Consider the following 19,591-nt stretch of genomic DNA (forward strand, 5'->3'; position numbering starts at 1 on the left):
CATTGACTCATCAAACTTACCATGTGGTAGAAAATTATGATACTGTCCATCGCGTTCGGGCCGAGCATCATCTTCGGTCCATCACCACAGCAAACAACGGAGTCTGTAATGAACAAGCGATTGATCGGCGGCATCGCCGCAGGGGTAGCCGCGCTGCTCGTGCTGACGGGATGCGCCGGAGGCGACCAACCGGCTGCGCACGACGACACGCTCAAGATCGGCACGATGTCCAAGCCGACGAGCCTCGACCCCATCGACGCGATCGGTGGAACGATGCCGTACTTCCAGGCGGTCTACGACACGCTCATCCGCCGCGCCCCCGACGGCACGTACGAGCCGTCCCTGGCGACCGAATGGTCCTACAACGACAACCGCACGGTGCTCACGCTCACCCTCCGTGACGACGTCACCTTCGATGACGGCACGAAGCTGGATGCCGCAGCGGTCAAGGCGAACATGGACCGCTTCCGCGACGGCGGCGGGCCCAACGCGTCGTTCCTGGCCGGCGCGGAGATCGCCGTTGTCGACCCGACCCATGTCACCGTGACGCTCCCGCAGGCCGACCCTGGGCTCGAGTTCTACCTGTCCGACTCCGCCGGACTGATGGCCAACCCAGCGAAGTTCAGCACCGACGATGCCCTGGTCACCACTCCGGACGGCACCGGCCCCTACACGCTCGACAGCGGCAAGACGGCCATCGGCACGAGCTGGGTGTTCGACCGTCGCGCCACCTACTGGGGCTCCAAGCTCGACTTCTCCACGATCACGATCTCCGCGTTCGACAATGAGAACGCGATGGTCAACGGCCTGAAGACGGGCCAGCTCGACAGTGCGCTCCTGCAGACCGCGGATCAGCAGCTCGCCGCAGAGAACGACCCGAAGCTGAAGGCGCAGGACGTCCTGTTCGATTTCCAGGGTGTGCTGCTGTTCGACCGGGGCGGCGCGCTCACGCCCGCGCTCGCGAAGCCCGAGGTGCGCCAGGCGCTGAACTACGCCGTCGACCGCGAGACCATGCTCAAGGTCATCCGTGACGGTCGCGGCGAGATCACCAGCCAGGTCTGGGGCGTCGACACGCAGGGGTACGAGAAGTCGCTCGACGACTACTACGCCTACGACCCCGCCAAGGCGAAGGAGCTCCTCGCCGACGCCGGCTACGCCGATGGCTTCGAGCTCGTCCTCCCGCGTCTGACGACCATCGTCACCGACAACATCGCCACCGCCTTGCAGACCGATCTCGCCGCCGTGGGCGTCACGCTCACGTGGCAGGACGTCGATGCGGCGACAGCGCTCAAGCAGATCTTCGTCCAGCGCGAGTTCTCCGGCATGGTCATGAACATGGGGCAGTCGTCGGATGACTGGATCGTCTACAAGGGCCTCATCGCCCCCGGCACGTTCAACTTCTTCGGAACGACCGACGAGACGGTGCAGAAGCTCGCGGCCTCCGCACGCACGGCGTCGGGCGACGAGGCCAAGAAGATCTATCAGCAGCTCAACGAGCACATCGTGAAGGATGCCTGGTTCCTGCCCTTCTACCGGATGACATACAAGCTCGTCACGGTTCCCGGCATCACCGCGGTCACCCAGGCGGGCCAGGCCGAGACGTCCATCTACAACTACTCCCTGTCGCACTGACAGGGACGGTGGGAGCCGGTCCGAACCGGCTCCCAACGAAACAGGGGTACCGCTCATGGTCATCTTCCTCGCGCGACGAATCGGCGCCAGCATCGTGCTGCTGTTCGTCACCTCCCTGGTCACCTTCCTCCTGCTGTCCCTCTCGGGGCAGGATGTGGGCAGGCAGCTCCTGGGGCTCAACGCCTCGCAAGCGGCGATCGACGCCAAGAACGCGGCGCTCGGAGTGGATCGTCCGATCCTTGTGCAGTACGGAGATTGGCTCACCCGCGCGCTGAGGGGAGACCTCGGTCGCTCCTGGTTCTCCAGTGAGTACGTCACGACCGCGATCGCCGGACGTCTCCCGGTCACCCTCAGCCTCATGGTCGGGGTGACGCTGGTCACGGCCGTCGTCGGCTACCTCCTCGGCGTCTGGGCGGGTATCCGGCGAGGAGCCGTCGACCGCTTCGTACAGATCTTCAGCGTCGCCGGGTACGCCCTGCCGGGCTTTCTCGTGACGATCGTCATCGTGATCGTCTTCGCGGTGCAGCTGCGCTGGTTCCCCGCGATCGGCTACATCCCGATCACACAGTCGTTCAGCGGATGGCTCTCGACGATCACCCTGCCCGCGATCTCACTCTCGATCGCGGCGGTCGCCGGGATCGCACAACAGGTGCGCTCCTCGGTCATCGAAGTCGCCCGCTCCGACTACATCCGCACGCTCGCCACACGCGGCCTGCCGCACCGCAACATCCTCTTCCGCCACGTGCTGCGCAACGCGTCGGCGCCCGCACTCACCGTCCTCGGAATGCAGTTCGTCGGCCTGCTCGGCGGAGCGGTCATCGTCGAGCAGATCTTCGGTCTGCCCGGCATCGGATCCATGGCGATCCAGTACACGACTCAAGGAGACATCCCGATCATCATGGGCCTCGTGATGCTCTCCGCGATCGGCGTCGTCATCGTCAACCTCCTGGTCGATCTCGGCATCGGCTGGCTACTGCCCAAAGCGAGGACCTCGTGACCCAGCAGGCCACTGTGCCCACCGAAGAGCCGCGCGTCGCCGACGCCGCCGCCGTCAAGGCCCCGAGCGTCCTGGGGGCGCTCCTTTCCCGACCGCTCGCGCTCACCGCCGCGATCGTGCTCGTGCTCATCGTGCTCGTCGTCGTCTGCGCACCTCTTCTCGCCCCCTTCGGGCCCAACGACGCCATCCCGAAGAACGCGTTCCAGGGCCCGCAGCCGGGGCATCCTCTCGGGTTCGACACCGCAGGGCGCGACGTTCTCGCCCGCCTGCTCTACGGCGGACAGAACACACTGGGCGGCGCGGTCATCGCCCTCCTGGTCGCCCTCGTGATCGGCGTGCCGACCGGTCTGCTCGCCGGGTATTACGGCGGATGGTTCGACTCGGCGTCGGGCTGGGTGACCAACTTCGTCATGTCGCTGCCCGCGATGATCGTGCTCCTGGCCTCCCGCGCCGTCCTCGGCCCCACGGTTTGGGTGCTCATGATCGTGCTCGGCTTCCTGGTGGCACCCTCGTTCTACCGACTGGTCCGCGGCGCCGTCGCGGCCGTGCGCAACGAGCTGTACGTGGATGCCGCACGCGTGTCCGGTCTGCCGGACTGGCGCATCATCGGCCGCCACATCCTGACCGTCGTCCGTGCCCCCGTCATCATCCAGATCGCCCTCGTCGCCGGAATCGCGATCGGCCTGCAGGCCGGCCTCGAGTTCATCGGAATCGGCAGCGGGAACACCCCGACGTGGGGTGCGATGCTCAACGAGGCGTTCAACAACTTCAACCGGGCGCCCCTGCTCCTGGTGTGGCCCGGAGTGGCGCTCGGCCTCACGAGCGCGGCCCTCGTGTTGCTCGCCTCGGGGATCCGTGACGCCCTCGACGACCGCAGCGGCGAGATGCGTCGGGTCACCCGACGAGAGCGCGCCACCCTCGCCGCCGGCCGCGCGAGCGAGCGCTCCGCCATCGCCGGGGACGGGCGCGGCGCGCTACTGTCCATCCGCGGGCTGAAAGTGGCCTACCGCAAGCCGACCGGACCCGACGTGGAGGTCGTCCACGGCGTCGACCTCGACGTGGCGCCGGGGCAGATCGTCGGCCTCGTCGGTGAGTCTGGGTCGGGCAAGAGCCAGACCGCGTTCTCCGCACTGGGCATCCTTCCCGAAGGCGGCTACGTCGCCGGCGGCAGCATCCTGATCCAGGGCGAGGAGGTCATCGACGTCGAGCCGTCCACCGCGGCCGCCCGCCGACGCGCGCTCGGATACGTGCCGCAGGAGCCGATGAGCAACCTCGACCCGTCCTTCACGATCGGCTCCCAGCTCAGCGAACCGCTGCGCGTGCGCAGCCGTCGCGGGCCGCGGCTGACCAAGGCGCAGGCGAAGGCGCGCGTGCTCGAACTGCTCGCCGCGGTCGAGATCGCCGATCCCGAGCGCGTGTACGCGTCGTACCCGCACGAGATCTCGGGCGGTATGGCACAGCGTGTGCTCATCGCGGGCGCCCTGTCGACCGACCCCGACCTCATCATCGCGGACGAGCCGACCACCGCCCTCGACGTCACGGTGCAGGCGGAGGTGCTCGGTATCCTGCGGCGACTGCGCGACGAGCGCGGGGTGGGAGTGCTCATCGTCACACACAACCTCGGAGTGATCGCCGACCTGTGCGACCGGGTGGCCGTCATGAACGACGGGCGCATCGTCGAGCGCGGCGAGACCGAGACGCTCCTCCTCTCACCGACCGAGGACTACACCCGGCGACTGGTGGCAGCCGTCCCCGATGCGGACGTCGTCCGAGAGCCCTGGCAGCCGCGCGCCGCGACGAAGGAGATCGCATGAACCTCGAGTCCGAGCCCCTCCTGCGAGTGGACGATCTGTCCGTCTCGTTCCCCGGACGAGGCTTCCGCGCCCCGCGCAATCAGGTGCTGCGCGATGTCTCGCTGTCGATCCGCCCCGGCGAGACGCTCGGTCTGGTGGGAGAGTCCGGCTCTGGCAAGACCACGATCGGTCGCGCCGTGCTGGGTCTCGTGCCCGCCGATTCGGGAACGATCACTTTCGAGGGCGCCGAGATCCAGAACGCGTCACGCCGCGATCGCCGACGGCTCTCGCGCGACATGCAGGTCATCTTCCAAGACCCGTACACCTCCCTGAACCCGTCGATGACGGTCGGCGACACCCTCATGGAACCCCTGCTCGCGCAGGGGGAAGGGCGGCACCGCGCCAGCGCACGGATCGCTGACCTGCTCGATCGCGTGCGACTGCCCAGAGGGGCGGCGGGTCGACTCCCCCGCGAGTTCTCCGGCGGTCAGCGGCAGCGGATCGCGATCGCCCGCGCGCTCGCCCTAGCCCCGAAGTTGATCGTCTGCGACGAGCCTGTCTCCGCGCTCGACCTGACGACGCAGGAGACGGTGCTGGAGCTGCTCATCGAGATCCAGCAGGCGACCGATGTCGCGTATCTGTTCATCTCGCACGATCTGACCGTCGTTCGTCACATAAGCCACCGCGTCGCGGTGATCTACCGAGGCGAGATCATTGAGCAAGGCGATGCGGCGCAGGTGACCGAGCGCCCCGAGCAGGCGTACACCCGAAAGCTCCTGCTGGCCGCGCCCGTCGTCGATCCGGCCGCCCAGCGCGCGCGCCGCGAAGCGTTCGAGCGCGAGTTCGGTCGCACGGCGGTCGTGCGATGATCCTGCCGCTGCCGCAGTCGGCCGACGACGCCGAGCGTGTCGCCCTGCCGCGTGACGTCCTGCGGGTGGCCGCTGGGGGGATGGACGTCCGGGCCGTCGCCGACCTCGTCTCGCGCGCCTTCGGCATCCGACTCATCGCCGACGAGGACGCACCGCACGTCGTGCTCGAGCGCGGGGCGGTGACGGCGCCGACGCCGGTCGGCGCCGAGCCTCGACCGATGCCGGCGGCGGCCGAGCCGGAAGCCTACGAGATCCGGGTCGCCGGCGAAAGGCTCGTCGTCACGGGCGCGGGCGACGAGGCGTTCTTCCGCGCACTCGTGACCGTGGCCACCCTCACCGCGCACGGCCGACCTGTGCCGCGGATCGGCGACCACCCGCGCTTCTCGTGGCGCGGTCTCTCGCTGGACATCGTGCGCCGGTGGTACCCGGTCGAAGAGATCCGCCGCATCGTCGACCTGCTCGCGCTGCACAAGTTGAACGTGCTGCACCTGCACCTCACCGACTCTCAGGCGTGGCGTTTCGCGGTGCCCGGATACGACGCCCTCACCCCGTGCGACGCGCACCTCACGGGCGAGGAGCTGTCGGGGCTTGTCGCGTACGCGCGGGAGCGGCACGTGACCGTCGTGCCCGAGCTCGACCTTCCCGGTCACGTCGCCGAAACCGTGTCCGCAGCCGGGGTCGACGTCGTCACCGGCCCGCACCCGGTGCTCCGCTACGTCGAATGGGGCGCCGAGGGCGTCGCCGACCTCGTGCGCGCCGCACTGGCGGAGCTCGCTTCTCGCTGCGACTCGCCCTACCTGCACATCGGCGGCGACGAGGCATTCGGCGACCCCCACGAGAGCTACAACGCCTTCGTCGTCGAGGCCGTCGCGGCCGTCCGTGCCCTCGGGCGCCGTGTCGTCGGCTGGCAGGAGACCAGTCGGTCCGGCGCCCTGACCCCGCAGGACCTCGGGCAGCTCTGGATCGCCGAACGCGATCGGTTCGACCCGGTCAAGGCCCGGGATGAGATGCCCGAGGCCTACCACCCGTTCATCCCGCTGCTGGCCGAGACCTTCGCCGAGTCGGTCGGCGATGCGGTGCGGCTCGGCGCGGCGGGCATCCCGACGATCGTCTCCTCGAGCGACCCGCTCTACCTCGACCGCAAACCCGTCGAGTCGAGCGTCGACCCCGCACAGACGAAGTTGCTGGAGCGGCTGGGCTTTCCGAACTACGAACGCACGTCATCCACCGACGTTCTGCGGTGGGAGCCGACGGCGCAGGACGACATCGTCGCCGCGGGCATCCGCGTCGCAGGGGTCGAAGCGGCGCTGTGGGCGGAGACGATCACGTCCCTCGACGACGCCGCGACGCTGCTGCTGCCGCGACTGGCCTTCGTCGCACAGCGGGCCTGGGGCGCGGAGCGCGTGGATGAGGCGGTCGCCACGGCGGCGGCGCGCGCGTACTCGGATGCCTGGACGCGGCTCGGGTTCGGATCGTTCTATCGGAGTGCGGAGGTGTTCTCGTGACGCTGTTGCCCACGAGGTTCGTGATCGGGGCGTCGACGTCGGCGCATCAGACCGAGGGGAACAACGTCGCGAGCGACTGGTGGGCCCTCGAGCACGCCGACGGCTCGCCGATGGCAGCCAGCGGCGATGCCTGTGACAGCTTCGAGAGGTGGCCGCAGGACATGGACATCGCGGCTGCCGCGGGGCTGAACGCCTACCGCTTCAGCATCGAGTGGGCTCGCATCGAACCGGCCCCGGGGCAGTGGTCGGCTGCCGCCATCGACCATTACCGACGAATGGTCCAGGGCGCGCGCGAACGAGGACTCGAGCCCATCGTCACGCTGCACCACTTCACGAACCCGGCCTGGTTCGCCCGCGCGGGCGGCTGGCTCGCCCCGGATGCCGTCGAGCGCTTCACCGCCTACGTCGAGACGGTGCTGCCGGTTCTCGATGCCGGCGTCTCACGCGTCGTCACGATCAACGAACCCAACATGGTGGCGATCATGCATCGCGTGCTCACGGGCGAGGTGACGCTCGGGTCGGGTCTCGGCGGACTGCTGCCCTTGCCGCATGAGGGTGTGCGCGACGTGCTCATCGCCGCTCACGGCGCGGCGCGCAGTCTGCTGCGCGCCCACCGGGGCGACCTCGCCGTGGGGTGGAGCGTCGCGAACCAGACCGTGCAGTGGACGGCCGCGGGGGCCGAGCAAGGCCGCGCCTACCGTGCCGCCGTCGAGGATGTCTGGCTGAGCGCGGCCGTCCACGACGACTTCATCGGGGTGCAGGCGTACACGCGCACCGTCTTCGACGCCGACGGCAAGGTGGAGCCGGAGGCCCACGTCGCGCGCACGACGACGGGGTGGGAGTACTACCCGGAGGCGCTCGGCGAGTCGATCCGCCACACCGCAGATCTGCTGCCCGGCGTGCCGATCCTGGTGACCGAGAACGGCATCTCCACCCGCTCCGACGAGCAGCGCATCGCGTACACGACCGGCGCCCTGCAGGGGCTCGGCGCGTGCCTGGACGACGGCATCGACGTGCGCGGATACCTGCACTGGAGCCTCCTCGACAACTACGAGTGGGGCAACTGGGAGCCCACGTTCGGACTGATCGCGGTAGACCGGACGACGTTCGCCCGCACCCCCAAGCCGTCGCTCGCCTGGCTCGGTGAGATCGCCCGCACGGGGCGCATGCCGTGAGTATGACCCCATGAAGCGGTGGAAGAAGACCGTGCTGTGGATCGCGGGCGCTCTCGTCTCAGTCATCGCCGCCGGTGTGGTGTTCTGGAACGTCAGCGTCTGGCCGAGCGTGTGGCTTCTGCGGCAGATTCCCGACCCCGGGGGTCTCGCCAACGCGCAGACCGCCGCGCGGCTCGTGCCCGACGGCATCCATTCGGATCTGGACCTGGTCTACGACGCGCGCAGTGACCAGGGTCGCATCGACGTGTTCCGGCCCGACGATGCGACCGGATCCCTCCCGGTCGTGTTCTGGGTTCACGGAGGCGGATTCATCGCGGGTCAGAAGGAGCCGTTGCGCGACTACCTGCGGATTCTCGCCTCGCACGGGTTCGTCGTCGTCAACGTCGAGTACACGCACGCGCCCGAGGCCATCTATCCCATCGCCGTCCGGCAGGTGGGCGCCGCGATCGCCTACGCGACCGGCAAGGCCGAAGACCTGCACATCGATCCTGATCGGGTCGTGATCGCCGGTGACTCGGCGGGTGCCCATATCGCGGCGCAGGCGGCGATGGCGATCGCCCAGCCGGATTATGCGACGCGCGCTGGGCTTCCGACGCCGATCGCACCGCAGCAGCTGGTCGGAACCGTGCAGTTCAGTGGCCCGTATGACCCGACGACCGTGAACTACGACAACGCCACCTTCGGCTTCTTCATGCGCACGGTGATGTGGGCGTACTCGGGGAGGAAGGAGTTCTTGCAGGACGACTCCTTCCTCATGACCGCACTGCCGAAGCATGTCGACGCCGACTATCCGCCCCTGTTCGTCTCGACGGGGCCGGCCGATCCGTTGCTGGCACAGAATCTTGCCTGGGCGAAGGCTGCGGCGGAAGCCGGGGTCGATGTCACGACGCTGTTCTTCGATGCGGGCGGGGTCCCCGAGACCATTGGGCACGAGTATCAGCTGGCGCTCGACACGGAACAGGCGAGGGATGCCATGAAGCAGTACGTCTCGTTCCTGCGCACCGTCACCAGTGCCCCGATGCGCGCTGGTGTCTCCGACTCCTGGTGAGCGGCGACGACACTCGGGGGACTGGGCTGCTCATGGCTCGAGAGGGAGGACGACGGAGACGAGTGCAACCACCAAGGCGCGCCCGACGACGAGTTGGGGCGAAGCGCGGGCGAAACGGGCGCCGGATGAGGGGGCTGTCGCACGGCATCAGGAGCGATTCGGCGCGGAGGTGCGTGCTTACCGTCTGCGTGAAATCCGCGAGGATCGCGGTATCGCACAGAAGGAGCTCGCCGACCGAATGGCGCTCACTCAGCCGACCATCTCTGCGCTCGAGGCCGGCGATCTCGACCTGTCCGGGCTCGCAACCCTGCCTGCGTACGTTGAAGTGCTCGGCGGTATTGTCGAGGTCGTCGCGACGTTCGGCGAACGCCGGATCGTGCTGTCCTCGGGCGAGCCGACGGCTGCGTAAGAATCGCGTAAATCTGGGCAACTCTGACCATTGCTGAACGGAGCCAAAAGTACCCGCTACTCGCGTCGAATCAACGTGAACGCACCCGACCGCCTCCGGGCATGACCTCCACCGCGGGGTTCAAATCCCTCCGTCTCCGCCGTAAACTCCCTGGTCAGACAGACCTTTCTGGCTGTCGCTCAGATGAGCGTCGTTCAGGATTTCGGGTCGTTTTCGGGTCCAGGTGTCCGCGGGTGAGTCCCATAGGGTGGTGTCATTTCCCGCGGGGCTTCTCGTCGTCGTAGACGATGAAGGGCCATCGTGGGATGACCAGTTGTTTCCGGCAAGAAGCAAAGAAGAGATCCCACGATGACCCAGTACCAGTCTGCCTTGACGCCCCTGATCGGTGAAGTCCTCGCCGACCCTGAGCTCGCGCATCAGGACGTGTTCCGCCGGATGCTGCAAGCCGGTCTGCAAGACCTCGTTGACGCGGAAGCGACCGTGAAGATCGGCGCCGCCCGTTACGAGCGCACCCCTGAGCGGACCACCCGCCGCAACGGAACCCGATCGAAGGTGCTCGCGACCCCGGCTGGCGAAGTCGACCTTCAGATCCCGAAGTTGCGGGAGGGGTCGTTCTTCCCGAGCCTGCTGCACCCGCGCCGCCGGGTCGACAAGGCCCTCTACGCGGTGATCTGTCAGGCGTGGATCGAGGGAGTCAGCACTCGCAAGGTGGAGTAGCTGATCCGTGCCCTGGGCAACGACACCGGCATCAGCCGGTCGACGGTGTCGCGGATCTGCGGGGAGATCGATGAGGCGGTGCAGGAGGTCCTGCATCGCCGGATCGATCACACCTGGTTCCCGTATCTGTTCCTGGACGCCACCTACCTCGACGTGCGCCACCGCAGCCGTGTCGTCTCCCAAGCCCTCGTCGTGGCCACCGGCGTTAGCGGCGACGGCCACCGGGAGATCCTCGGGATGGCGCTGGGTGACGCGGAGACCACGGACTTCTGGACCGAGTTCCTCCGCGGCCTCCGCGACCGCGGGCTGAAGGTCGCCACCGACGCCGATCCGCTCGGCGTCGCGCTGGTCACCAGTGACGCGCACGCCGGCCTGAAAGCGGCGGTCAAGGCGATCTTGCCGGGCGCGGGGTGGCAGCGTTGTCGGGTCCATTTCGCGCGCAACGTCACCCAGAAACTCGGCTCCGCCCGCTCGAAGCCGGCCAACGCGCTGATCTCCACGATCTTCGCGCAGACCACGACCGAGGCCGTGACCGCCCATTACAAGGCCGTCACCGACAGCCTGCGGTCCTCGTTCCCCGAGATCGCCGTCATGCTCGAGGCCGCCGAAGGCGATCTGACCGGATTCGCGGCGCTGCCTCGAGAGCACTGGCAGAAGATCTGGTCCAACAACCCCATCGAGCGTCTGAACCGGGAGATCAAACGCCGCGCCGATGTCGTCCAGATCTTCCCCGACCGCGACAGCGTGACCCGCCTCATCGGTGCCATCCTCCAAGAGCAACACGAGGAATGGTCCTATGGCGAACGCCGCTACTTCTCCGACATCTCCATGCGCAAACTCATCCACACCCTCCACGACCACGCCGACCCCACACACCCCGAGCTCTACCTCACCGCCTGACCATCACCCACCATCAGGAAGCGACGCAATAACACCACGCCAAGCGACTTGACCTCGCCTGCTGTCACGGCTCGTGTCACTTCGGGTGCCCCGAAACACTTACTTTGGCTGGCAGCAGCTGTCACGGCGGATGTCACCCGACAGCAGACCCTCCGCTCGATTGCGGCATCTGTCCGGATTCCATCGCGGCTCTCCTGTCAGCAGTGACCACGCACGATGTCTACGCTTGAGGTGTGGCGGATTCTCGCGGACGGGTGTGGACGGGCGTCATCAGGGTCGCCCCGTCGCGCGGCGACCATCGTGTCGCGATCCGAGCCGCGGTCAGCGTCGGCGTCCCCTTGCTGGTCCTGTGGGCGATCGGGCGGCTCGACCTCAGCATCTACGCCAGTTTCGGGTCGTTCGCGGCGCTCTACGGACGCGGCGACGTCTTCTCGGATCGCCTGCGCATGCAGGCGATCGCCGGAGGCGTGCTGCTGCTCTCGATGCTCGCCGGCAGCGCGCTGTCGTTCCTCCGCGTGCCGGCGCTCGTCGCCGTCGTCGCGGTCGCCGCGGTCGCGTCGCTTGTCACGCTGCTCGCCTACGCGATGCGCTGGCATCCTCCTGGGGCGCTCTTCGCGGTGTTCGCGATCGGAGCCACCGCCAGCATCCCCGCATCCGACACCGCGTTCGCGAACGTGCTCGTCGTGGGCGTGGGGAGCGTGCTCTTCGCACTGCTGGTGACGACGCTGTTCGCGGTCGCCAGGGACTGGGCCCTCCCCGAGATCGCCCCGGCCCAGGCTCGGCAGCGGATCGGCGGCGTCGCCTGGGAGATGGCCGTCACGGTCGGTGCCGCCACTCTGCTCGCCGGCGCGATCGGACTGCTGCTGGTGGGTACGCATTGGTACTGGGCGATGGTCGGCGCGGCCGCCGCCGTCAGTGGCGCACACGTGAACGCGCGGATCATCCGGGGAATCCAGCGCCTCGTCGGCACCCTGGTCGGAATACTGGTCGCCGCGGGCATCCTCGCCCTGCATCTGCCGCCACTGGCCGTCGTCGCGCTCGCGGTGGTGTTCCAGGCCTGCGCCGAGATGTTCGTGGGACGCAATTACGGCATCGCGATGGTCTTCGTCACGCCCCTCGCTCTGCTCATGGTGGAGCTCGCCGCGCCGACCTCTGTCGACGCGCTGCTCAGGGACCGGATGCTCGAGACGGTCATCGGCGTCGCGGCGGGAACCCTGATCGCGGTCATCTCCGCGGCACTGCGCCGCAAGTAGTCGACGCGGTCCTGCGGTCAGCGCCGTCCGAACAGCGCGTGCAGCATCACTCGGACACCTCGCCCGGCAGCGGCCAGCGACCGCGGGCCTCCTTGAACCGGATCGCCGCGAGCAGGGGCGACATGTCGTACATGGCGGGGTTCAGGGCGAGCTTGGCCCCGTTCGACGCGGTGATGCGCAGGTTCGGCTGCCCGTTCACCTCGGTCATCCTGTAGTCGACGATGTCGCTGTAGATGATCCGTCCCTCACGCCCGAGGACCGTCCGGTAGTGCACGGCGTCCCGTTCCGGCGCCACGTACCAGTTGCGGTACAGCATCAGGAACAGCACTCCGCCGAAGAGGATCGCGACGGAGGCGATCCGGAACGCGGTGGGGTCGTCGGCGTCGTCCGAGGTGAAGGCCACCAGCGACATCAGCACGCCGAGGGCGAGCAGGATCCAGCCGAGGACGGCGATGAGTTTCGGCATCCGCTGCCGATCCGGATGCTGTTTCGAACGGTTCGGATGCCGCCGCATCCACCACGCCACGGCCGGGACGAGCGCCACCACCACGATCAACAGGACGACCTTGGTCAGTACGACGGTGCTCATCATCCGACGGTAGCGGTCCTACGGTCAGCGCCGCCCGAAGAGCGCGTGCAGCAGAGGCACTGCCGAGATGCACATCAGCACGATCCCCAGCGGAGGAGCGGTCGCCAGCAGCAGCGCCCCTCCGATCAGCAGCCCGCCGAACAGCACCGCCGACACCACGCGGTACGCCACCCGGATGATCCGGTCGAGGCGGTTCTCCAGGCTGGAGATGTCGAAGGTGAGAGTGCCGGCATCCAATCTGTCGAGGGTCGAGTCCACGCGCGCGGGCAGCCGCCAGAGGCTCCCGAGGTTGGCCGCCGTCTGCGCGCCGATGTCCTTGAGCAGGCCGCCGCTCTGATCGCGCAGCAGTCGCGCGGCGTACGGCTCGACGGGCTCCCAGATGTTGAAGGTCGGGTCCAGCGCGCTGCACAGCCCGGACGTGAGCGAGACGGCGCGGATGAGCAGCAGCATCCGCTCCGGGAACTGCACGGGCAGCGACCGCATGGTCTCGCCGAACTCCACGCCGAAGTCGGTCAGCTCGCGCGGATCGACGTCGCGCAGCTCGTGGAACCCCATACCGCCGAAGCGCGCGAACAGGACCGTCAGGGCGCGCTCGAGCTCGGCCGTGCGGGCGGAGGGAAGCAGCACGCCGATCTGCTGCGCCGCTTCGACCAGACCGTGGCTGTCGCGCCCGGCGACAGCGATCACCAGAGTGCGAAGCCCTGCCCGGATGCTGTCGGGGACCTCGGCCATCATCCCGAAGTCGATGAAGGTGAGGCGCCAGGGGTGGCCGCCCGCGTCGCCCTGCACGGGGGTCACGAACACGTTCCCCGGATGCGGGTCTGCGTGCACGAAGGAGTGCGTGAACACCTGGTCGAGCATCACGTCGCCGAACACCTGCGCGACCTCGGCCGGATCGATGCCGGCCGCACGCAGCGCGTCGGTGTCGTTGATCTTGATGGCCGTGACGTCCTCGAGGGTGAGCACCTTGCGGGTCGTTCGCTCCCAGACGACCGCAGGCGCGGCGACCCTGGCATCCGCTTCGAAGCAGGCCGCGAAGCGCTCGGCGTTCGCGGCCTCGTGCAGGTAGTCGATCTCCTCGCGGCAGGTCTGCGCGAACTCCTCGACGAGCGCCGGGGCGTCGACCCGGTCGCGAACCATCCGCACGCGCTGCGCCCAGCGCGCGACGCGGCGGAGCGCCGAGAGGTCGACCGCGACGATCTCGTCGATCCCGGGCCGCTGAACCTTCACGACGACGCGTTCGAGCCCGGTGTCGGCCGCGTCGGTCGCGGCGAGCGTGGCGCGATGCGCCTGTCCGAGGGATGCCGCGGCCAGCGGCGTCTCGTCGAAGGACGCGAAGGCGCGCTCCAGCGGCATCCCCAGCTCGGACTCAGCGGATGCCCGGATCTCGGCGAACGCCACCGCGGGCACCTCGTCCTGCAGGTCGGCGAGCTCGGCGGTCATCTCCGGGGGCAGCACGTCAAGGCGCGACGAGAGGAACTGCCCGACCTTGATCATCAGGCCGCCGAGGTCGACGGCGAGGTCGCGGAAGCGCCGGGCCAGGCGCAGCATCCGCTCGTTCCGGCCACGGTCGGCGACCCTGGTCATGCCGAGACGTGGCAGGACGAGCTCGAACCACCACACCTGCACGAACACGCGCGCGGCGAACGCCAGGATGCGACGGTAGCGGGCGCGATGCGCCGTACCGGCGGGGCCCGGCAGAGCTTCAGCCATGCGAGCTCCCTCTGTGTTCGTCACCCCTCGGCGAGGATGGCGTACAGCCTACGCCGGGCGTCTTCGAGCACGGCGACGCCGTCGGCCACCTGATCGGGCGTGCCGGTGCGGGCGAGCTGAGCTGTGGCACTGGCGAGTTCCATGCCCGCCTTGGGGAGCGCCGAGAGATGCCCGCCGGGCCGTCCGCCGACCGACTCCCAGGGCGCGGGCTTGTCGGCGGCCTCCTCGGATGCTGCGACACCGGCATCCGTGAGCGAGTAGGTCTTGCGCCCGCCCTGCTCCTCGGCGGTGATCAGGCCCTCATCGGCGAGCTGCTGCAGCGTGGGGTAGACGGACCCGGCGCTGGGCTTCCAGGCGCCGCCGGAGCGATCGGCGATCTCGGTGATGATCTGGTAGCCGTGCATGGGCCGCTCGGCGAGCAGGCTGATGACGGCCGCGCGCACGTCGCCGCGCGCCATGCGGGAGCCGCCGGAGCGCTGCTCGAACTGCGAGCGCAGCTGGTCCATCGCCTCCCAGACGCCGGCGAGCGGGTTGCCCGACCCGTTGCTCGCGCCGAACCCGAAACCACCGGAGGGGAATGATCCGTTCATGATGCCTCCTCAGACGTGAACGATGGTTAACGATATGTCGCTAGCTGTCGTTCGGCAAGGGGTTCGAGGACGTTCTCAGCATCCTTGCGGCGCCGCACGCGACGAATCGAGGCTCCAGGTCGCACTTCGTCGCGAAAACGCGCTTCTCCCTGCGTCCAGGTCGCGGTTGGTCCCGCTATCTGCCGGCGAGAGCGAGACCAAGTGCGACCTGGATGGCAGAGGAGCCGGGATAGCGACACGAACTGCGACCTGGGCAGAGGTGACCCGCACGCCGGGGCAACCCGAACGCCGGGCCGCAGGGATGACGGGGAGCGATCGACCGCGACGGCCGAAGCGTCAGCGGGCCGCCTGCGCGAGTTCCACCGCCGCGGCGTGCAGCGCCTTCACGACCTCGGGGACCACGGCATCCGTGATCCGTGCCGCGGGCCCGGACACCGAGATCGCAGCCGGCTGTCCCAGGCCGGGGACGGCGACGGCGATGCAGCGCACGCCGACCTCCTGCTCGCTGTCGTCGGCCGCGAACCCGCGGGCCCGCGACCGGCGCAGATCGGCGATGAACGCGTCCGCATCCACCAGGGTCTGCGGCGTGAACCGCGGCAGCCCGGTCCGCAGGATCAGCGCCCGCACCTGCGGCTCCGGCATCGTCGACAGCATCGCCTTCCCCACCCCCGTGGAATGCGGCAGCACCCGCCGACCCACCTCCGTGAACATCCGCATCCGCTGCCGCGACGGCACCTGCCCCGCATACAGCACCAGATCCCCGTCAAGCACCGCCAGGTTCGCCGTCTCGTGGAACGCCTCCTCCAGGCCAGCCAGCAACGGCATCGCCGCATCCGCCACCTGCGGCACCGCCTGCCGTCCCAACCCGATCAACCCCGCCCCCAACGCATACCGCCGATCCTCGAGCTGACGCACATACCCCAGCTGGTGCAGCGTCCCGAGCAGGCGATGCGCGGTGGGCACCGCGAGGCCGGTCGCGGATGCCAGGGATGCCAGCGGCGCCTCACCATCGGCCGCGGCGAGCGCTTCGAGCAGGGCGAAGGCGCGCGCGACCGACTGGACGGAACCGGGCACCTTGGAGGCGGTGAGGGCAGAGGGCATGACTTTCACAATACGGAATCCGCGCTCCGAAACGTAGGCGGGATCTCTACCGTGGACAGCGAGCCCCCAGACCGAAGGAGCGGCACCGTGCCCGACACCACCCTCACCGCTGAGACCACCTACCTCGACCGCGCCGACCTGCGGGTCGCGAGCGAGATCGTCGACTTCGCCGAGCCATCCCTGGCGGATGCCGGGCTCGACGCCGACGCGTTCTGGGCAGGCGTCTCGGGCATCGTGCACGACCTCGGCCCGCGCAACGCGGAGCTGCTGCGCACCCGCGACGAACTGCAGGCCCGCATCGACGACTTCCACCGCGCGAACCCGGGCCGCCCCGACCCCGAGACCTACCGCGCGCTGCTCACCGAGATCGGCTACCTCGTCCCCGAGCCCGCCCCCTTCGCGATCACGACCGAGAACGTCGACCCCGAGATCGCCACGATGGCCGGCCCGCAACTGGTGGTCCCGCTGCTGAACGCGCGCTTCGCGCTGAACGCCGCGAACGCCCGCTGGGGTTCGCTGTACGACGCGCTGTACGGCACGGATGCCATCGCCCAGACCGGCGACCTCGCCCCCGGCCAGGGCTACAACCCGGTCCGCGGCGCCGAGGTCATCGCGCGCGGCCGCGCGCTGCTCGATCAGGCCGCTCCCCTCTCGCAGGGATCGCACACCGACGCCACCGCCTACCGCGTGGACGCCGAAGGGCTCGCGCTCGACACCGCCACGGGCATCCGTCGCCTGGCCGACCCGGCCGCGTTCGTCGGCCACGCCGGCGACGCCGATGCGCCGACCGCGATCCTGCTGCAGCACCACGGGCTGCACGTCGAGATCGTCATCGACCGCGACGGCGTGATCGGGCGGACGGATGCCGCCGGCGTGCAGGACATCGTGCTGGAGTCGGCGATCACGACGATCGTCGACCTGGAGGACTCCGTCGCCGCGGTGGATGCCGAGGACAAGGCTCTCGGCTACGCGAACTGGCGCGGGCTGATGGACGGCACCCTCAGCGAGGAGGTCAGCAAGGGCGGGCGCACGTTCACCCGCCGCCTGGCCGCCGATCGCACCTACACGGGCCGCGACGGCACCGAGCTCACGCTCCCGGGCCGCTCGGTGCTGTTCATCCGCAACGTCGGTCACCTGATGCGCACGGATGCCGTGCTCGACCGCGATGGCGAGGAGGTGTACGAGGGCATCCTGGACGCCATCATGACCGCGCTCGGCGCCCTGCCCGAGCTGACCGGACCGAACCGAGGCGCCAACAGCCGCACGGGCTCGATGTACATCGTCAAGCCGAAGATGCACGGTCCGGACGAGGCCGCGTTCGCCGCCGAGCTGTTCGGACGGGTCGAGCAGCTGCTCGGGCTGCCGGAGCGGACACTCAAGGTCGGGATCATGGACGAGGAGCGCCGCACCTCCTCGAACCTCGCCGCGTCGATCGCCGCGGCATCCGATCGCGTCGTGTTCATCAACACCGGGTTCCTCGACCGCACCGGCGACGAGATCCACACCTCGCTCCACGCCGGCCCGTTCCTGCCGAAGGGCGGCATCAAGTCGCAGCCGTTCATGCAGACCTACGAGGACCGCAACGTGCGCATCGGCCTGGCCGCCGGCCTCGACGGCCGCGCGCAGATCGGCAAGGGCATGTGGGCCATGCCCGACCTGATGCACGACATGCTCGAGCAGAAGATCGGGCACGTGCGCTCCGGGGCATCCACCGCCTGGGTGCCCTCGCCGACGGCCGCGACCCTGCACGCCCTGCACTACCACCAGGTCGGCCCGTTCGCGGTGCGCCCGACGCTGCCGGCGTACGACCCGGCGTCGCTGGACGTGCTGCTGCAGCCGCCGCTGGCATCCGACGGCGACCTCACGCCCGAGATCGTCGCGACCGAGCTCGACAACAACGTGCAGTCCATCCTCGGCTACGTCGTGCGCTGGATCGACCAGGGCGTCGGATGCTCGAAGGTGCCCGACATCCACGGCATCGCGCTCATGGAGGACCGCGCGACCCTGCGCATCTCGAGCCAGCTGCTCGCGAACTGGCTGCAGCACGGCGTGATCACCGAGGCCGAGGTGGATGCTGCGCTGCAGCGCCTCGCAACGGTGGTCGACGAGCAGAACGCCGGGGATGCCGCTTACGAGCCGCTCGCGTTCGGACCGGATGCCGGACCGGGCATCGCCTACACGGCCGCCCGCCGCCTGATCCTGGAGGGTGCCACGCAGCCCAGCGGCTACACCGAGCCGCTGCTGCACGCGCTGCGTCGGGCGAAGAAGGCCCAGCAGCCCTGATCCGGCCTGGTCCCACACGCCGTCCGGGTACAGATGTCGGCTCAGAGTACAGATATCCGCCGGGTGCCGCGGCTGAGCCGGCATCCGTGATCTCGACCGGCATCTGCGCCCTGGACGGATGCCGAGCCCGCCTCAGGCGCGGTCGTGCAGGGTGATCCGGTATCCATCCGGGTCGGCGAAGGTGAAGGTACGGCCGAAGGGCCCATCGATCGGAGCGGCGACGATCGAGTGGCCGTCGGCGACCAGCGCGTCGTGGATCTCCTGCACGTCAGTGGCGTGCAGCCAGACTGCTGCACCGATTCCCGGGTACGGAGCGGATGCCAGATCCGTGCCCGGCACGATGTCGCGCAGCGCGAATGCGATCGGGGTCGTCTCGAAGAGGACGGCGTGGGGCGGTCCGGCCGGCGAGCGGACCATTCCGAGGTAACGCTCGTAGAACGCCTGCGACGCCGCGAGATCGCGAACCTGCAGAGAGATGAAGTCGGGGCCGGTGACGGACATGCTGTGCTCCTCAATTTCGTGTCAGTTATCTGACATGCGCCAATGTATGTCAGAATACTGACATGAGTCAAGCGGCAGACCGGATCGACTTGGAGACGTCCATCGGTTACGCGCTCAAAGAGGCTGCCAGCGCGCTGCGACTGGCGATGGAGACCGTGCTGCGGCCGCTCGGGCTGACCATCACCGAGTATTCGTGTCTGGAGCTGCTCGCCCAGCATCCCGGGTTGTCGAACTCCGAGCTCGCCCGCGGCGCCTTCGTCACGCGGCAGTCGATGAGTGTGCTGCTGCAGGCCCTCGAGCGGGACGGACTCGTGAGCAGACCCGCCGAGGCGCCGGTCGGCAAGGTGCTGCCGACGCGGCTCACGCCGAAAGGCCGCAAGTCACTCGACGCCGCGAGCGCCGCTGTACGGGCGGTCGAGCTTCGGATGCTGAGCGGAATGACGGCTGCTGAGCAGGCGGTCGCGCTCGCCGGCCTGCAGGGCATGATCCGCTCGCTGCGCACCGACGAGTAGCGGC

The 19,591-nt window shown here is 68.9% G+C and carries 16 protein-coding genes and 1 pseudogene; 12 read left to right on the forward strand and 5 right to left on the reverse strand.

Annotated features, from left to right (window positions below; genetic code table 11):
• Positions 1-108 precede the first annotated feature (108 nt).
• From BGN97_RS08285 to BGN97_RS08330, 10 genes and pseudogenes are all read left to right on the forward strand, one after another.
• Positions 109-1,632, forward strand: a complete 1,524-nt coding sequence (locus tag BGN97_RS08285) for an ABC transporter substrate-binding protein (RefSeq protein ID WP_292699956.1) — start codon at positions 109-111, stop codon at positions 1,630-1,632.
• A gap of 55 nt (positions 1,633-1,687) precedes the next feature.
• On the forward strand, positions 1,688-2,629 hold the full coding sequence (locus BGN97_RS08290) for an ABC transporter permease (RefSeq protein ID WP_292699957.1): 942 nt from the start codon (positions 1,688-1,690) through the stop codon (positions 2,627-2,629).
• 14 nt (positions 2,630-2,643) lie between these two features.
• Complete coding sequence (locus BGN97_RS08295; RefSeq protein WP_292699958.1) at positions 2,644-4,443, forward strand: dipeptide/oligopeptide/nickel ABC transporter permease/ATP-binding protein; 1,800 nt, start codon at positions 2,644-2,646, stop codon at positions 4,441-4,443.
• Positions 4,440-5,291, forward strand: coding sequence for an ATP-binding cassette domain-containing protein (locus BGN97_RS08300; RefSeq protein WP_292699959.1), 852 nt, complete (start codon positions 4,440-4,442; stop codon positions 5,289-5,291). The genes BGN97_RS08295 and BGN97_RS08300 overlap by 4 nt, the downstream gene beginning before the upstream one ends.
• Positions 5,288-6,796, forward strand: coding sequence for a family 20 glycosylhydrolase (locus BGN97_RS08305; RefSeq protein ID WP_292699960.1), 1,509 nt, complete (start codon positions 5,288-5,290; stop codon positions 6,794-6,796). Before BGN97_RS08300 ends, BGN97_RS08305 begins: the two co-directional genes overlap by 4 nt.
• Entirely contained in the window at positions 6,793-7,971 is a 1,179-nt protein-coding gene (locus tag BGN97_RS08310) for a family 1 glycosylhydrolase (protein ID WP_292699961.1), read from the forward strand. Before BGN97_RS08305 ends, BGN97_RS08310 begins: the two co-directional genes overlap by 4 nt.
• Positions 7,972-7,981: 10 nt before the next feature.
• Positions 7,982-9,019, forward strand: coding sequence for an alpha/beta hydrolase (locus BGN97_RS08315; protein WP_292699962.1), 1,038 nt, complete (start codon positions 7,982-7,984; stop codon positions 9,017-9,019).
• 169 nt (positions 9,020-9,188) lie between these two features.
• Positions 9,189-9,428, forward strand: a complete 240-nt coding sequence (locus BGN97_RS08320; protein WP_292699963.1) for a helix-turn-helix transcriptional regulator — start codon at positions 9,189-9,191, stop codon at positions 9,426-9,428.
• Between the two features lie 348 nt (positions 9,429-9,776).
• Positions 9,777-11,045, forward strand: a pseudogene (locus BGN97_RS08325) (IS256 family transposase).
• 233 nt (positions 11,046-11,278) lie between these two features.
• Positions 11,279-12,298, forward strand: a complete 1,020-nt coding sequence (locus tag BGN97_RS08330) for an FUSC family protein (protein WP_292699965.1) — start codon at positions 11,279-11,281, stop codon at positions 12,296-12,298.
• A 46-nt stretch (positions 12,299-12,344) separates the two neighbouring features.
• On the opposite strand, the gene BGN97_RS08335 is transcribed toward BGN97_RS08330, so the two are convergent.
• From BGN97_RS08335 to BGN97_RS08350, 4 genes are all read right to left on the reverse strand, one after another.
• On the reverse strand, positions 12,345-12,887 hold the full coding sequence (locus BGN97_RS08335) for a hypothetical protein (protein ID WP_292699967.1): 543 nt from the start codon (positions 12,885-12,887) through the stop codon (positions 12,345-12,347).
• Positions 12,888-12,911: 24 nt separating this feature from the next.
• The gene (locus BGN97_RS08340) at positions 12,912-14,600 is read right to left on the reverse strand and encodes an AarF/UbiB family protein (protein WP_292699969.1); all 1,689 of its coding nucleotides are present in this window, start codon (positions 14,598-14,600) and stop codon (positions 12,912-12,914) included.
• 20 nt (positions 14,601-14,620) lie between these two features.
• The gene (locus tag BGN97_RS08345; protein ID WP_292699971.1) at positions 14,621-15,190 is read right to left on the reverse strand and encodes a PadR family transcriptional regulator; all 570 of its coding nucleotides are present in this window, start codon (positions 15,188-15,190) and stop codon (positions 14,621-14,623) included.
• A gap of 336 nt (positions 15,191-15,526) precedes the next feature.
• Positions 15,527-16,291 carry an IclR family transcriptional regulator gene (locus BGN97_RS08350; RefSeq protein WP_292699972.1) on the reverse strand — a complete coding sequence of 255 codons (765 nt, stop codon included), beginning with the start codon at positions 16,289-16,291 and terminating at the stop codon, positions 15,527-15,529.
• An 87-nt stretch (positions 16,292-16,378) separates the two neighbouring features.
• Between BGN97_RS08350 and BGN97_RS08355 the strand changes: the two genes are divergently transcribed.
• On the forward strand, positions 16,379-18,574 hold the full coding sequence (locus BGN97_RS08355) for a malate synthase G (RefSeq protein WP_292699976.1): 2,196 nt from the start codon (positions 16,379-16,381) through the stop codon (positions 18,572-18,574).
• 132 nt (positions 18,575-18,706) lie between these two features.
• On the opposite strand, the gene BGN97_RS08360 is transcribed toward BGN97_RS08355, so the two are convergent.
• Positions 18,707-19,075, reverse strand: coding sequence for a VOC family protein (locus BGN97_RS08360; protein ID WP_292699978.1), 369 nt, complete (start codon positions 19,073-19,075; stop codon positions 18,707-18,709).
• A 62-nt stretch (positions 19,076-19,137) separates the two neighbouring features.
• On the opposite strand from BGN97_RS08360, the gene BGN97_RS08365 reads away from it, so the two are divergent.
• A complete protein-coding gene (locus BGN97_RS08365; protein WP_292699980.1) occupies positions 19,138-19,587 on the forward strand; it encodes a MarR family transcriptional regulator in 450 nt (149 codons plus the stop codon).
• The last annotated feature ends 4 nt before the right edge of the window (positions 19,588-19,591 follow it).

Origin of the sequence: Microbacterium sp. 69-10 (genome assembly GCF_001897945.1) — a bacterium.
Lineage (GTDB): Bacteria > Actinomycetota > Actinomycetes > Actinomycetales > Microbacteriaceae > Microbacterium.